This is a genomic window from Prauserella halophila (genome assembly GCF_024171895.1).
In the GTDB taxonomy this organism is placed as follows: domain Bacteria; phylum Actinomycetota; class Actinomycetes; order Mycobacteriales; family Pseudonocardiaceae; genus Prauserella; species Prauserella halophila.
Window position 1 is genome coordinate 144,522 of the sequence record NZ_JAMTCQ010000008.1, and the last position, 14,881, is coordinate 159,402.

Genomic DNA, 14,881 nt, shown 5'->3' on the forward strand with positions numbered 1-14,881 from the left:
GTGCGCGAGTACAGCGCCCCAGCACTACGGCCCATCGCCGACGACGAGAACGCCTCCGACGTCGTCTGGGCCAACGCCGAGCGGTTCGGCGACACCGTGAGCTTCCGTCGGCGGATCGACGGCTCCTGGCGGGACGTCACCGCGCGGACCTTCGCCGCCGAAGTGCTCTCGGTCGCGAAGGGCTTCATCGCCGCCGGGATCGAACGCGGCGATCGCGTCGGCCTGATGTCGACGACCCGCTACGAGTGGACCCTGTTCGACTTCGCGATCTGGGCCGCGGGCGGCGTCACCGTGCCGATCTACGAGACGTCGTCGGCCGAGCAGATCCACTGGATTCTGTCCGACTCGGCCGCCACGGCGGTCGTCGTGGAGACGGCCGCGCACACGGCCGCCCTCGACGAGGTCCGCAGCCGGCTGCCCGATCTGGCCCACACCTGGCAGATCGACGGCGACACGCCGGCGGTCGACGCGCTGACGGCGCTCGGTGCCGAGCGCGCCGACGACGACGTCCACACCCGCCGCCGGTCCGTACAGGCCGACGACGTCGCGACGATCTGCTACACGTCCGGCACGACCGGCAGGCCGAAGGGCGTCACGCTCACGCACCGGAACCTGCTCTCCGAGGTCCGCGCCAACATCGACGCGTTCCCGGACCTGATGGAGTCCGGCAACTCCCTGCTGCTGTTCCTGCCGCTGGCCCACATCCTGGCGCGCGCCATCGCCGTCACGGCGTTCTCCTCCCGCGTGACGCTCGGTCACACCGACACCACGGACCTGGTCTCCGACCTGGGTGCCTTCCGGCCGACGTTCGTCGTCGCCGTGCCCCGTGTGTTCGAGAAGGTGTACAACTCGGCCAAGCTCAAGGCCCACTCCGAGGGCAAGGGCAAGATCTTCGACGCGGCCGAGGCCACCGCGATCGCCTACAGCCAGGCCACCGACGCCGGTAAGGTCGGCCTCGGCCTCAAGCTCAAGCACGCGGTGTTCGCCAAGCTCGTCTACAGCAAGCTGCACGCCGCCCTGGGCAGCCGCTGCATCGCCGCGGTCGCCGGCGGTGCTCCACTCGGCACGCGCCTCGCCCACTTCTTCCGCGGCATCGGGGTGCCGGTGTTCGAAGGCTACGGCCTGACCGAGACCAGCGCCGCCGCCTGCGTGAACACCCGTGAGGCGTTCAAGGTGGGCACCGTGGGCAGGCCGGTCGCCGGCACGTCGGTGCGCGTGGCCGAGGACGGCGAGCTCATGCTCTCGGGCGGCGTCGTGTTCGGTGAGTACTGGCGCAACGAGCAGGCCACGGCCGAGTCCCTCGAGGACGGCTGGTTCCACACCGGCGATCTGGGCGAGCTCGACGACGAGGGCTTCGTCAAGATCACCGGCCGGAAGAAGGAGATCATCGTGACGGCGGGCGGCAAGAACGTCGCCCCGTCGACGATGGAGGACGCACTCAAGGCCCACCCGCTGATCAGCCAGGCGATGGTCGTCGGCGACCAGCGGCCGTTCATCGGCGCGCTGGTGACGATCGACGAGGAGTTCTTCCCGAGCTGGAAGGAACAGAACGGCAAGCCGGCCGACGCCACCGTCGCCGACCTGGTCGCCGACGAGAAACTGTGGGCCGACGTGCAGGCCGCCGTGGACGAGGCCAACAAGCTCGTCTCGCACGCCGAGGCGATCAAGAAGTTCAGCGTGCTGCCGCATGACTTCACCGAGGCGGGCGGCGAGATCACGCCGAGCATGAAGCTCAAGCGGGGCGTGGTCGGCAAGAACTACGCGGGCGACATCGACTCGCTGTACGCCAAGTAGGCCACCGGCCGAACCCACGCGACACCGTGAGGGGTGCTTACTCGTCGAGTGAGCACCCCTCACGCGTGTGCGGCCGGCACTGCCGGTCGCGTGTGCGGCCGGCACTGCCGGTCTGCGGACGTCAGTCACTGCCTGCGGATCAGCGGGACGACCGGCGCCTGCTCGTCCGACAGCGGGATCTCGTAGCGCTGCGCGAGATACGACGAGACCTGTTTGAACAGTGGTGCCGCGGAGCTGCCCGCCGGCAGTGTGGTGTCCGGGGCGTCGAGCCGGATGCCGACGACGAAGCGCGGGTCGTCGGCGGGCAGGATCCCGGCGAACGTGATGTTGTAGAGCTCGTTGCTGTAGGCACCCGTCTGCGGGTCGATCTGCTGGCCCGTGCCGGTCTTGCCCGAGATCTGGTAGCCCTCGATCGCGGCCTGCGGAGCGGTGCCGCTCTCGTAGACGTCGCCGTCCTGCGTCGTCGCCCGCAGCATGTTGCGCACCGAGCCGGCCGTCTGCGCGCTCACGACCCGCGTGCGGTCGGGCTCCGGCTCGGCCACGCGGCCGCCGTCCGGCGTGCGGGTCGCGGCGACCACGCGCGGTTCGACCCGCACGCCGTCGTTGGCGATCACCTGGTACATGCTCGCCATCTGCAGCACCGTCATCGACAGTCCCTGACCGATCGGCAGGTTGCCGAAGGTCGTGCCCGACCACTGGTTGCGCGGCGGAACGTACCCGGGACTCTCGCCCGGCAGGCCGGCGCCGGTGCGGCTGCCGAGGCCGAACTTCTTCAGCAGATCCATGTACCGGTCCGGGCCGAGTTCCTGGGCGAGCATCAGTGTGCCGACGTTGGACGACTTGGCGAAGATGCCGGTGGTGGTGAACGGCTGCGTGCCGTGGTCCCACGCGTCGCGCACGGTGTGGTCGGCGATCTTGATCGAACCGGGAACCCGGTGGACGTCCCCGGGCTCGGTGACGCCGTCCTCGATCGCACCCGCCGCAGTGACGAGCTTGTTCACCGACCCCGGTTCGAACGGCTGGGTGACCGCCTTCTCCGTCATCAGGTCGGGGTCGACGTCGTCCGGGTCGAGGGTCTTCTCGCTCGTGAGTCCGTAGATCTCGCCGGTCTTCGAATCCAGCACCACCGCACTGCCGCCGTCGGCGCGGGCTTTCGCCACGTAGTCCGACAGCATCTGCTGCAGGTTGTACTGCACGTCGGAGTCGACGGTCAGCTCGAGATCGGAGCCGGGCATCGCCGGCTGCACCTCCCGCTCCGTACCCGGAATCACGACGTCGGTGCCCTGCTCCGTGTTGACGACCTGCCGCCCCGGTTCACCCGTCAGCACAGCGTTGCGCGCGCTTTCCAGTCCGGCGAGGCCCTCGATGTTGTGTTTGGACTGGTCCGGCTCCTCCATCCGCCAGTTGGCGAACCCGACGATGTTCGACCCGATCTCGCCCGCCGGATATTCGCGGCGCGCACGCTTCTCGAAGCCGATCTCCGGATACTTCTCGACGATCCGGTCGGCCACGGACGGCTTCACGTCGTCGACGAGGTAGGTGAAGCTCGAATCCTCGTCGTGGAACTCCTCGAGCAACTCGGCTTCGGTGGTCTTGTCCGGCACCTGCCGGGCGATGAACGTCGCGATCTCGGCGACGCGCGTGTCGAAGCTCTCCGCCGAGTCCGGATTCTCCTTCTCCGCCTCGGCGCGGTTCTTTCGCATCAGCCGCAGGTTGGCCCACAGCGTGCGGGTCTCGACGCTGAAGGCCAGTTTCGCCCCGTTGCGGTCCACGATGGAGCCGCGCTGGGCCGGGATGTCGATCGTGGTGGTGCGCTGCTGCTCCGCACGCGCCGACAAGGCCGCGGCCTGAAACCCCTGCACGTGGACGAGTTTGGCGCCGGTGGCGACGAGGACGACGGCGAGTGCGATCCGGCCGACCACGAACCGGCTCCGCGTGCCACGCTCGGCCGATTCCTGCCCGGCACGACGGGCCTTCGCCGAGTACGTCCGTCCCGCCGCGCCGCGCCGCCGCGACGACGCCGACCTGCTCGAACCTCCCGGTCCCGCCGGTCGTTTCGGTCGCATCGGTCCCCTCCGGATCCGTCACACTCTCCCGGTCCGCCCCGACGACGGCCGCGGGGAGTCAGTCCGCTGTCTGCCCGGCACCGTCCTGATCGCCGGCACCGGCGTCTCCAGTGTCACCGCCCCGAGCACCGTCACGGCCCTCCTCGCGGTCGCTGCGCGTGTCGGCACCGGCCTGCTCGTCACCGTCCTGGCCGTCACCGTCCTGGCCATCACCGTCCTGGCCGTCACCCTGCTCGTCGCCGGCCTGCTCGTCGCCGTCCTGCTGGGCGTCGCCCTGGTGGTCGCCGCCCTGGTCGCCGGCGGCACCGTCACGATCGCTCTGTGCCTCTGCGGACTGCCGCGGCGCGGGCTTGCTCGCCCGGGTCGGTTCGCCGACCACGCGGACCTCGCCGTCGTCACCCACGACGAGCCGGGCCGGGTTTCCGCCCGGGACCATGCCCAGTTCCTCGGCCCGCTCGGCGAGCCGCGTCGGCGCCTCGGCCGAGGCCACCGCACGCTGCAGCTCCTCGGACCGTTCGGCCAGCGAGGCGTTGTTCTGGCGGAGCTGTTCGAGCCGGTACGAATCGGAGATCGCCTGCGTCGAGAGCCACAGCGTCGTCGCGACACCCACGGCCATGAGAGCCATGAGCATCAGCACGAACGAGGTCCGCGACCTCGGCCAGCGCAGCCGCAGTCGCAGCGTGCGCGGCTCGGGTGTCTCGCGACGTTCGGACTGCCGCTGCAGTGTCTCCGCGCGCTGTGCCCGGCGCGCGTAGGCGCGTTCGGCCGCGGAACTGCGGCGCCGCGGGGAGCCGGTGTCGGGAGCGGATGCCGGTGCCTGCCTCGTACCGCGGCGCGGGTTCTGCCGCGGCCGCTCGACCGGCTGCGGGCGAGGACGTGCGGGTGCAGTCATGAGGCAGCCGCTCCAATCCGCTCGGCCGCGCGCAGGCGCACCGACGCCGCGCGCGGGTTGTGCTCGATCTCCTGCTCGCCCGCCTTCTCGGCACCGCGGGTGAGCAGGCGGAACTCAGGGCCGTGCCCGGGAAGCTCGACGGGCAGCCCCTCCGGCGTGCGCGAGGTGGCACGCTCGACGAGCGCACGCTTGACGATGCGGTCCTCGAGCGAGTGGTAGGCCTCCACGACGATCCGGCCGCCCTCACCCAGCGCATCGAGCGCGGCCGGAACCGCGGCGCGCAGCGCCTCCAGCTCCCGGTTGACCTCGATGCGCAGTGCCTGGAACGTCCGCTTGGCCGGATGCCCGCCGGTGCGCCTGCTCGCCGCGGGCACGACCTCGTAGAGCAACCGCACCAACCGCTCGCTGCGGTCGAACGGCTCGGACTCCCGTTCGGCGACGACGGCCTTCGCGATCCGCTGGGCGAACCGTTCCTCGCCGTACTCGCGCAGGATCCGGGTCAGCTCCGCCACCGAGTACGTGTTGAGCACATCCGCCGCACTCGCGCCGGTGGTCTGGTCCATCCGCATGTCCAGCGGGGCGTCCTGCGCGTAGGCGAACCCGCGATCGGTGACATCGAGCTGCATCGACGAGACACCCAGGTCCATGAACACGCCGTCCACATGCGACAGCCCGAGTCCGTCGAGGACGGAGGGCAACTCGTCGTACACGGCGTGGACGTAGTCGACCCGGTCGCCGTGGCCGGCCAGCCGCTGCCGGGCATGGTCGAGCGCGTTCGGGTCCCGGTCCAGACCGACGAGCCGGAGGCGGGGATACGCCGTCAGCAGCGCGTCGGCGTGGCCGCCGAGGCCGAGTGTGGTGTCGACGAGCACGGCGTCGCGGTCGGCCACCGCGGGGGCCAGCAGAGCGACGACCCGGTCGAGCAGCACGGGAAGGTGCGCGGCGTCACTGGTCACTGCGCCCCCTTGTCCGCCCCGCCCCACCGGGGACTGCTCTCCCGACGCGGGCGGATGCCTACAGGTTGCGGGCCTGATACCGGGGAAGGTGCATCAGGGCCGCAGCCTGAGGGCATCCGCGCCGACGTCGTCCGTCTGTTCTCTCCCGTGTCCGGTGACGGCACCGGAGAGACGCCACGACCGGATGTCCGGTTTCCGGGTCAGAAGACACCGGGCAGGATCTCCTCCTGCGCCTTGGCGTAGTTGTCCTCGTTCTCGTCCAGATAGGACTGCCACGCCTCGGAGTCCCAGATCTCCAGCCTGGTGATCGCACCGATCACCACGCATTCCTTGTTGAGCCCGGCATAGCGCCGCAACTCGGGTGCGATCGGAATCCGGCCCTGTCCGTCCGGCCGCTGTTCGTCGGTCCCCGCGAACAGGTACCGCTGGTAGGCCCGCACCGATTCGTTCGTGAACGGAGCCTCGGCGACCTTCCTGGCCAGCTGCTCGAATTCCGCCCGCGGAAAGACATAGAGGCAGTGGTCCTGACCTTTGGTGATCATCAGGCCCCCCGCCAACGCTTCCCGGAACTTCGAGGGCAACGTCAGTCGCCCCTTGTCGTCCAGCTTCGGGGTGTGAGTGCCGAGGAACATCGGCCTCCACCTCCCCTGTCGAGGCCGCGGACCGTCCCGTCGGACCTGCCGGCATCGACCTCGGAGCTCCCTTCCGCTCCACTGAGCACCACCGTACCCCACTTCTCCCCACAGTCAACGTGAAAAACCGGAAATCAACACCGAAAAGTGGGAGTTTAAGCAGGTCACAGCGGTGATCTAGCAGTGGGGAGCCGCGGGGGAAGATCGCCACGCCGGGGGATGTGAACGCCTCCGGAGCCGGTTCCCCACGCCCGTTGTGCCCGTTTCGACCGCCGTATCGGGTATTTGGGGCGCTCTGTGGGCGACGGTGGGGAATACGCAGGCCCACGGCCGGAGGCCGTGGTGGGGAACCGCGGTCCTGCGCGGCGTGGCAACCCGGGCAGCAGGTGGGGACCGGGACATCGGTGCGGACCGGGGATCCGGGGATCGGGACGAGCGTGGGGCGCAAGGGTGGGGCCGCACAGCGCGACGGGCGGCCGGGTGGTGGACGACCGGCGTCCGTCAGGGGCCGCCGGCCCGCGCCCGGCCTGCGGCGGCCTGCTCCCGCGGGACGAGGTCGGCGAGCCGGGCCGTCACGCGGTCACGGTCGGCGGGAGCCACCGTCGTCCAGGACTCGCCGTCGGAACCGGGCAGCACGGTCGCCGTGTAGGCGCCGACGTCGGTGAGGAACCAACTGAGACCGCCCTGCCGGACGAGCCGCGTCGCCTCACGCCGGTACACGGAGAACTGGCCTGCGGACAGGACCGGCCGCGCCTGGATCGCCAGCACCTCCTGCACCTGCCGATCGTGGGCACGCGAGCCGGTGGCGCCGTCGTAGACGGGATCGGCCGCCTCCGCGAGCGCGCGCGACGGCAGACTCACGCCGTGTCCGGGACCGGCGTCGAGGTCCGGGAGGATCGCCGCCGCCTCGGCGCAGGCACGCCCGTCGCCGACGGCATCGAGGCCGAGGGTGCGATGCGGCTGCACGGCCAGCACTCCCCTGCCGTCGCGCAGTTCGGCGACGAGGCCGCGCAGCGGTTCGGCATCGGCCGGATCGAACAGCACTTCGCAGTCGATCACGAGGGGCGCCGCGGCGATCCCGGCCAGGCGGGCGTGCAGAGCGGCGTCCAGCTCCCCCGGGTACAGGCCACGGTCGGCGAGGTTGGCATAGACCTCCTCGCGGATACGCGCACGCTCGCCGTCGGTGCGCCCCACACTCGGCAGGGCCAGCACCGAGGGCGGAGCGCCGAGATCCAGGTCCGACCAGAGGATGTCGAACGCCGACGCCGAGAGGCGGATCATGCCGGACCGCTCAGCGACGGCGGCGTGGTGAACGAGGGCACGCGTGCGGCATCGCGCAGTGCGCGGTCCCGCGCGTGCAGCACGTCGACGGCACGGCGCCGCGCCTCCTCCGCCTCGGCGCGGCGCTGCGCCATCGTGTCGGTCATGCCGGCCAGAGCCGCGAGGTCACCGGTGGCGATGGCGTCACGGATCATCGCGCCCGGGTCGTAGGACACCGGGTCCGGCATCGCCGACCGCGCCTGCGCCGCCACGCCCGACTGCGACACCACGGCGCCGCCCACGGCATCCGCGGTCGCCGCCGCCTGCCCGGCCCACGACCTCGCCCGGTCGAGCGCGGCCCGCAACGCCCGGCCTGCCTCGCCCTGCCACACGTCCTCCGAGGCCGCGGTGGTGCCGGCCAGCTGCCCGACCGCCTCGTGCAGTGCCCGGCCGAGGCCGTACCAGCCGGCGCCGACCTCACCGGCGGACTCGGGGTCGTTGCCGCTGTCGACCATGGCCTTGAGCTGTTCGTGGCTGTACCACTCGTAGCGCACGTCCGGCTCCGGCACGAGCGGGTCACGGACGCCGCCCCCGGCGGGATCCGCGGTGGCAGCGCCGCCGTGCTCCTCACCGCCGTGCTCTGCGCCACCGTGCTCTGCGCCACCGTGTCGACGTTCGGTCATCCCGCCCTCCCCGGCAGATCCGGTGCGATCAGCTCGGCCACGGCGGTGGCACGCTCACAGGACTCGCGGGTACCGCGAAAGTCCGCCGTGGACACATCGATGTGGACGGACGCGGCCGGGCCCGCCGCGATCAGGATCGTGCAGGTTCCGTCGTCGGTGCGGAGATCGGCCACCCGCCGCGCCTCGCGGCCCGCGATCCGGAGCGGGGTGGCCTCACCGTCCGGCCGCAGGTCGGTCAGCGCGGACGTGGTGTCGAAGGTGACGGTGACGCCACCGGAACCCGGTTCGGTGTAGTCGCACACGGGAACCGAGCCGACGGTCCGCGGCTCACCCGGCACGGCCAGCCCGGCCGACGACCGTTCGGCCGGCGTCAGCCACGCACACGGATCGGTCTCCGCCACCGGCGTCCGTTCCGACGACGGCACACCCGGCGACGAGGGACCGGCCCCCGACGGTGGTGCACTCGGTGCCGTCCCGTCGCCGCCAGCCGCAGCTCCGCCTGCCGCCCCGCACGCGGAGGTCGCCAGCACGCCCGCCACGATCACCGCACCGGACCCCGCGGCGCCCGCCCTGCCCGTGTGACGGCCATCGGCGCGGCCCCACAGCCACCCGCGCCGCCGAGTCACCCGCCCTGACAATCGACGCCTTTCAGCTCGCCCTCGGCCTGTTCGTCCCGACTGCGGTACTGCTCGAGGGCGGCGCCGATCCGGGTGCGCAGGTCCGCGAGCTCCCTGCCGAACGCCACGAGGGCATCGGACACGGCTCCCGAGCCCGCGTCGGCACCGCCGTCCGGTTCGATGCCGTAGCGGGCCATGAACTCACCGATCTCGCCGGCGTAACCGCCGCCCAGCGGCACCGACCGGCCGAGCACCTTCGCCTCCCGGACGAGCCTGCCGACCACGTCCTGCAGCTCGCTGATCCGCTGCAACGCGTCCTCGGCCAGCTCCGGCGCGACGGCGAACGCCCCGGCCGGCACGTCGACCGGGCCCGTGACAGGCGTACCACTGGTCATCGCGAGGCGCCTCTCCGTAACCGGATGATTCCAGGGTGCAATCCTAGGCGACCTCGTGCAGGTGTCCAGCCCTCATCCGCCCCCGGCAGGCGGGTACGCGGAGTCGACAGCGGCGGGTGCGCGGTGTCACCGTGGCACGACGCGGGGTGAATCTCGTCGTTTCGCCCGTGTTTGACACACTTCGTGGGACCCTGGAGCAGGGCGCATGCACGGAATGTGGAGGTCGCGTGACGTCGAGAGGGCACTCTGCCGCAACCGCCGAGACATTCGGTGAACGCCCCGCGTACCCGGCGTCCGGCGGCCCGGCACCGCAGCCCGGACTCGGCGACCTGCACGAGACGGCCCAGCGCATCGCCGCCAACGTGGAACGCGTCCTCGTCGGCAAACCCGACGTCGTCCGTATCGCCCTCATCACGCTGCTGTCCGAGGGGCATCTGCTCGTCGAAGACGTCCCGGGCGTCGGCAAGACCTCGCTCGCCAAGGCGCTGGGCCGGTCCATCGACTGCACCGTGAGCCGCATCCAGTTCACGCCCGACCTCATGCCCAGCGACGTCACCGGCGTCTCGATCTACAACCGGCAGCAGGCGACGTTCGAGTTCCGGCCCGGCCCGGTGTTCGCGAACGTCGTCGTCGGCGACGAGATCAACCGCGCCTCCCCCAAGACGCAGTCCGCACTGCTGGAGTGCATGGAGGAACGGCAGGTCACCGTCGACACCACGACTTATCCGCTCGACTCGCCGTTCATGGTGATCGCCACGCAGAACCCGATCGAGATGGAGGGCACGTACGCGCTCCCGGAGGCCCAGCGCGACCGGTTCACCGCACGCGTCTCGATCGGCTATCCCGACCCGCAGGCCGAACTGGCGATGGTCGACGAGCACGCGGGCCACAATCCCCTCGACGACCTCGTGCCGGTCTCGGACGGCGGGACCGTGCACCGGCTCGCCCGTGCCGTCCAGCAGCTGCACGTCGCGCCCGAGGTGCGCCAGTACGCGGTCGATCTGGTCTCGGCCACCCGGCAGCTGCCCGAACTGCGGCTCGGCGCCTCGCCGCGGGCGACGCTGCAGTTGATCCGCGCCGCCCGTGCCCAGGCCGCGCTCGCGGGCCGCGAGTTCGTCGTGCCCGACGACCTCCACGCCGTCGCGGTGCCGGTACTGGCGCATCGCCTCGTCCTGACCACCGAGGCCCACGCCGCGCGCCGCTCCGCGTCCGACGTCGTCCACACCGTCCTCCAGCGCGTTCCGGTGCCCCAGCGCGTCCCGGTCCCGCAGCGAGGGGGCGCCCCCGCCAACGGTGCGGCGGGCGGCGCCACCCGCGGAGCGCAGGCGCCCGTGGCCGGCGCCCACTCCGCACCACCGCATCCCGCCCCGCACGCCGGCAACGGGCACGCCGACAACGGGCACCCCGGCCACGTCGGACACTCCGGCCACGTCGGACCCGGCGGGCCTGCGGACCGGCCCGGCGCACCGGACGCCCACGGTGGCCCGTACGGGCACTGAGCACGGATCCCGACCATGACCAGCGATCCGGCCGCCGGCCCGGCAGCACCGGCCCCTCCGTCGCCGCGGGCGGAGGCGGCCGGCTCGTCGTCCGGGCGAGCGCGCGCGACGCGGCCGCCCGCCACGCCGCGCCGCAGGCCCGCCGTACTACGGGCCGTGTCCGGCCTGACCACCCGCGGCCGCTGCCTGCTGGCCGCAGGCCTCGCCGCGGCGGTCTGCGCCGCCGTCCTCGACGAACGGGGCCTGCTGCGGATCGCGGCTTTCGTCGTGGCACTGCCGCTGCTGGCCACGGCCCTCGCGGCGGCGTCGAAAGTGCGCCTCGGCGCCCGGCGCACCGTCACCCCCGAGCGGGTGCCCGCGGGCGGCGACGGCGACGTCCGCCTCGACCTGTGGCGCACCGGCCGGCTCCCGGCAGGGGAGATCCTGCTCGAGGACCGGCTGCCGCACCCGCTCGGCCCGAGGCCGCGCTTCGTGGTGGAACGGCTCCCCCAGCATCCCGTCGCGTTGCGCTACCCCATCCGGCCCGGCATGCGCGGTGTCCACCGCATCACCGCGCTGCGCGCGACGATCACCGACCCGTTCGGCCTCTGCGAGTTCGACCGCGACCTGGTGCCGCCGTCGAGCGTCGTCGTCGTACCGCGCGTGACCCCGCTGCACGGCCGCCCCGGCGGCGCAGGCACCGGCGGCGCCGACAGCGGCAGCATCCGCCGGCACGTGGGTCAGGGCGACCCGGACGTCATGGTCCGGCAATACCGCACCGGCGACGACATGCGCAAGGTGCACTGGCGCTCCACCGCGCGCCGGGACGAGATCATGGTGCGGGTCGAGGAACGACCGTGGCGGGGCGGGACGACCGTCCTGCTCGACCGCCGCGCCGCCGCACACCACGGCGTCGGACACCCCGACGGCAGCCTCGAATGGGCCGTCGAGTTCGCCGCCAGCGCGTGCGTGCACCTGAGCGGCTCCGGTAGCCCCGTGCGACTGTCCGACGAACGCGGCCATGTCCTGGCCGATATTCCGGACGGCGCAGGTCCGGCAGGCAGCGGCGTCGCGCTCGACGCACTCGCCGCACTACAGCCCGCGCACGAGCGCGACCTGGCCGTCTCCTCCGGTCCGGTACACGCCCAGGGCCACGAGCTGATCGCCGTGCTCGGCACCGTCGGCGCCCAGGGCGTCGCCGAGCTGACCCACACCCGGCCCCGCGGTGCGCCCAGCCTCGCGGTGCTGGTCGACACCGCGTCGTGGCAGGAGCCCGGCAGGAGCCCCGGCGCGGCCGTCAGCGAGACGGCCGCGCTGTTACGCGCCGCGGGCTGGCGGGTCGTCGTCGCCGACCGGCACGCGGATGTCGCCGACGTGTGGTCGCAGCTGTGCCGCGCCACGACGCCCACCCCCGTGCAGGCAGGCGGCCTCCGGTGAGCGCGCCCGCACCTCCGGCCCCGCCACCGCCCGGCGCGTCGGCCGCGCCGTCACGGTGGCGACCGCACGTGACGCTGCACGGCATCGTCGCACCGCTCATGGCCGCACTCGCCACGATCGCCGTCTCCACCGCGCTCACCGGCGTCGTGGCGGGCTGGTCGTGGTTCGGCGACATCGTGACCGCGGCACTGCTGATCGCCGGCACCGGCATCGGACTGCGCATCGTGCGGCTGCCCCCGTTCCTCGTGGGAGCGGCCCAACTGCTGGTGCTGCTCCTGCTCGTCACCGGATCGTTCACCACCGGGGGCGTACTCGGCCTGCTGCCGGGTCCCCAGGCCTTCGGTGAACTGCACCAGGTGCTCACCGGCGGGTTCGCCGACATCCGCACCGGACTGCCACCGGTCGAGGCCGGTACCGGCATCCGCTGCCTGATCATGATCACCATCGGGCTCGTGGCGCTGGTGGTCGACCTGCTCGCCGTGACCGCCGCCGCCCCCGCGGCGACGGGCCTGCTCCTGTTGTGCGTCTACGCCGTGCCCTCGGCGCTCACCTCGGAACTGCTGCCCTGGTGGACGTTCGCGCTCGGCGTGGTGGGCTACGCCGGGCTGCTGGCCGTGGACGGCAGCCACCGGCACCGGTTGTGGCGCACCCGCACCGCCACGCGGGACGCGGGTGCCGGCATCGGCTCCGTGGCGGCCCCCGCAGGCATCGTCACCACCGCCGTCGTGGCGGGCCTGGTCGCGGGCGCGACCCTGACCGTCGTCGGCACCGAAGGCAGCCTGCCCGGGTCGGATTCCGAACAGCAGGCTGCGCCCGGCGGGCTCGGCGTGGAACCGTTCACGTCGCTGCGCGGCATGCTCGGCGACCGCTCCCCGACCCGCATGTTCGAGGTCGACGGACTCGGCGACGACGCACCGCTGATGCGCGCGTTCACGCTGTCGCGCTACGTGCCCGGACAGGGCTGGGGACTGCCGGACGGGCGTCGGATGCCGGCGGGCCGACCCGCCGGCGGCACCCTGCCGCCCGCACCCGGTGACACCGTCACCGATGCCGCGCGCACGGTCCGGGTCACCCCCGTCAACTGGTCCGACGTCTGGCTGCCCACCTACGGGAAGGTCCGCAGCATCGACCCGCCCCCGGGCGAGTGGTACTACGACCCGGGCAGCGGCGCGGTGTACAGCGAGGACAAACGCCGACCGCGCACCTACACCATGACGACGTCGCTGGCCGAACCGACGCGGGAACAGCTCCGCGGCGCCGGCACCGTCTCCGGCCCCGATCCCCGGTACCACGCCGTCGACCGGGTCGACCCGCGCGTGCGGTCCCTCGCACAGGAGCTCACGGCCGACGCCCCGACGACGTTCGACAAGGCCCAGGCCGTCTGGCGCCACTTCACCGACCCGTCGAACGGATTCGTCTACGACACCGAGACGGCACCGGCCTCCGACCCGGACGCACTCGCCGACTTCGTCCTGAACGGTAAGCGCGGGTTCTGCGAGCAGTACGCCTCCGCGATGGCGGTCATGCTCCGCTCCCTCGACGTGCCGTCCCGCGTCGCGGTCGGCTTCACCCGCGGCACCACCAACGGCCAGGGCACCCGCGTGCTCACGTCGGAGGACGCCCACGCATGGGTCGAGGTGTACTTCGGTGACGACCTCGGCTGGGTCACGTTCGACCCGACCCCGCTCACCAACGGCCGCGGATACACGCCCGGCTACCTCGACACCGAGGACGCGCCCGCATCCAGCGACCCGGCCGAGCCGTCGGAAGCCCCGGACGGCTCGTCGCCCGACACCCCGCAACCGTCCCAGCCCGCCGACACTCCGGACCAGCAGGCGCAGCCCGCCGGTGCGACCGAACCGGCGCGGTGGCCCGGCTGGGTCGCGGGCACCCTGCTGGCGCTGACGACCTCGGCGGTCCTGGCGCTCGGCAGGCGCCTCACCACGGCGCCCACCACGGCAGGCGCACGGGCCGCGGCCGTCGTCGGTGCCTGGCTCGTGTCGGTGGCGCTGACCGCGTGGCTGGTGCACTGGGCGGTCGCACTCGGCGTGTTCGTGCTCGTCGCCGGGGTGCTGGGACCCGCCGGTGCCCGGGAACTGATCCGCCGGCGCCGGATGGCCGAGGTCGCCAGCGTCACCGAGGCGTCACCGGACGCCGCCTGGCGCGAGGTGCTCGCCGAATGCGCCGACCGGGGTCTCGACCTGCCGGCCACGGCGACGCTCCGGCAGTCGGCCGAGACGATCGGCGACCGGCTCGACCTCGACGACACCGGACGCCGCGAACTGCACACGATCGTCTCCGTCGTGGAACGGTCGCGGTACAGCCCGGCCGGGGCCACCGGCGCGGCGGGGCACGAGTCCGACTCGTCCCGGCCCGAACTGGACCGCGCGCTCACGGGGCTGCGCGAGCGCCTCGCACAGTGTGCACCGCTGTCCTGGCGGAACCGGGTGCTGCCCCGGTCCCTGCTGCACCGCCGTCACCACTGAACCCGAGCCCACCGAGCCCGAGTCCACCGAGCCCGATCCGGACCGTGCCGGGGCGCGGGATCCGGGGCGCGAGGTCCTGGGCGCAGGGCCCTGCTCGACACAACTCGAGCAGGACCCCCTCCGGGAGTCCTGCTCGAGATCGGCTGCGGTGTTCCGCCGCGACCGGTACCGGCGCCGTCACGCCC

Annotated in this window: 11 protein-coding genes and 1 pseudogene; 4 read left to right on the forward strand and 8 right to left on the reverse strand. The window is 72.7% G+C overall.

The annotated features are described in order from the left end of the window. On the forward strand, positions 1–1,794 hold the full coding sequence (locus LY41_RS00905; protein ID WP_253861839.1) for an AMP-dependent synthetase/ligase: 1,794 nt from the start codon (positions 1–3) through the stop codon (positions 1,792–1,794). A gap of 125 nt (positions 1,795–1,919) precedes the next feature. On the opposite strand, the gene LY41_RS00910 is transcribed toward LY41_RS00905, so the two are convergent. The 8 genes from LY41_RS00910 to LY41_RS00945 all read right to left on the reverse strand — a co-directional run bounded on the left by LY41_RS00910 (position 1,920) and on the right by LY41_RS00945 (position 9,295). Next, positions 1,920–3,860 carry a peptidoglycan D,D-transpeptidase FtsI family protein gene (locus tag LY41_RS00910; protein WP_253861840.1) on the reverse strand — a complete coding sequence of 647 codons (1,941 nt, stop codon included), beginning with the start codon at positions 3,858–3,860 and terminating at the stop codon, positions 1,920–1,922. A 58-nt stretch (positions 3,861–3,918) separates the two neighbouring features. Continuing rightward, positions 3,919–4,752, reverse strand: a complete 834-nt coding sequence (gene ftsL, locus LY41_RS23755) for a cell division protein FtsL (RefSeq protein WP_308292180.1) — start codon at positions 4,750–4,752, stop codon at positions 3,919–3,921. Continuing rightward, positions 4,749–5,708 (reverse strand): 16S rRNA (cytosine(1402)-N(4))-methyltransferase RsmH, encoded by a 960-nt coding sequence (gene rsmH, locus LY41_RS00920; RefSeq protein ID WP_253861842.1) that lies wholly within the window; start codon positions 5,706–5,708, stop codon positions 4,749–4,751. Before rsmH ends, ftsL begins: the two co-directional genes overlap by 4 nt. 200 nt (positions 5,709–5,908) lie before the next feature. Next, positions 5,909–6,340 carry a division/cell wall cluster transcriptional repressor MraZ gene (gene mraZ / locus LY41_RS00925; RefSeq protein WP_253861844.1) on the reverse strand — a complete coding sequence of 144 codons (432 nt, stop codon included), beginning with the start codon at positions 6,338–6,340 and terminating at the stop codon, positions 5,909–5,911. 501 nt (positions 6,341–6,841) lie between these two features. Continuing rightward, positions 6,842–7,621, reverse strand: coding sequence for an ESX secretion-associated protein EspG (locus LY41_RS00930; protein ID WP_253861846.1), 780 nt, complete (start codon positions 7,619–7,621; stop codon positions 6,842–6,844). Then, on the reverse strand, positions 7,618–8,283 hold the full coding sequence (locus LY41_RS00935; protein WP_253861848.1) for a PE-PGRS family protein: 666 nt from the start codon (positions 8,281–8,283) through the stop codon (positions 7,618–7,620). Before LY41_RS00935 ends, LY41_RS00930 begins: the two co-directional genes overlap by 4 nt. Next, positions 8,280–8,909, reverse strand: a complete 630-nt coding sequence (locus LY41_RS00940; protein WP_253861850.1) for a DUF3558 domain-containing protein — start codon at positions 8,907–8,909, stop codon at positions 8,280–8,282. Before LY41_RS00940 ends, LY41_RS00935 begins: the two co-directional genes overlap by 4 nt. Further along, positions 8,906–9,295, reverse strand: a complete 390-nt coding sequence (locus LY41_RS00945) for a hypothetical protein (protein WP_253861851.1) — start codon at positions 9,293–9,295, stop codon at positions 8,906–8,908. Before LY41_RS00945 ends, LY41_RS00940 begins: the two co-directional genes overlap by 4 nt. A gap of 227 nt (positions 9,296–9,522) precedes the next feature. On the opposite strand from LY41_RS00945, the pseudogene LY41_RS00950 reads away from it, so the two are divergent. The 3 genes and pseudogenes from LY41_RS00950 to LY41_RS00960 form a co-directional block, all read left to right on the forward strand. Continuing rightward, positions 9,523–10,548 (forward strand): annotated as a pseudogene (locus tag LY41_RS00950) (AAA family ATPase); the annotation flags it as partial. Positions 10,549–10,809: 261 nt separating this feature from the next. Next, on the forward strand, positions 10,810–12,210 hold the full coding sequence (locus LY41_RS00955) for a DUF58 domain-containing protein (protein ID WP_253861853.1): 1,401 nt from the start codon (positions 10,810–10,812) through the stop codon (positions 12,208–12,210). A gap of 68 nt (positions 12,211–12,278) precedes the next feature. Next, positions 12,279–14,696 (forward strand): transglutaminase TgpA family protein, encoded by a 2,418-nt coding sequence (locus LY41_RS00960; protein ID WP_253861855.1) that lies wholly within the window; start codon positions 12,279–12,281, stop codon positions 14,694–14,696. Positions 14,697–14,881: the final 185 nt, after the last annotated feature.

Excerpts from the sequence above, each read along its gene's own strand:
- LY41_RS00930 (WP_253861846.1), bottom strand. The coding sequence starts at position 7,621 with ATGATCCGCCTCTCGGCGTCGGCGTTCGACATCCTCTGGTCGGACCTG.
- LY41_RS00935 (WP_253861848.1), bottom strand. The coding sequence starts at position 8,283 with ATGACCGAACGTCGACACGGTGGCGCAGAGCACGGTGGCGCAGAGCAC.
- LY41_RS00910 (WP_253861840.1), bottom strand. The coding sequence starts at position 3,860 with ATGCGACCGAAACGACCGGCGGGACCGGGAGGTTCGAGCAGGTCGGCG.
- LY41_RS00955 (WP_253861853.1), top strand. The coding sequence starts at position 10,810 with ATGACCAGCGATCCGGCCGCCGGCCCGGCAGCACCGGCCCCTCCGTCG.
- LY41_RS00945 (WP_253861851.1), bottom strand. The coding sequence starts at position 9,295 with ATGACCAGTGGTACGCCTGTCACGGGCCCGGTCGACGTGCCGGCCGGG.
- mraZ (WP_253861844.1), bottom strand. The coding sequence starts at position 6,340 with ATGTTCCTCGGCACTCACACCCCGAAGCTGGACGACAAGGGGCGACTG.
- ftsL (WP_308292180.1), bottom strand. The coding sequence starts at position 4,752 with ATGACTGCACCCGCACGTCCTCGCCCGCAGCCGGTCGAGCGGCCGCGG.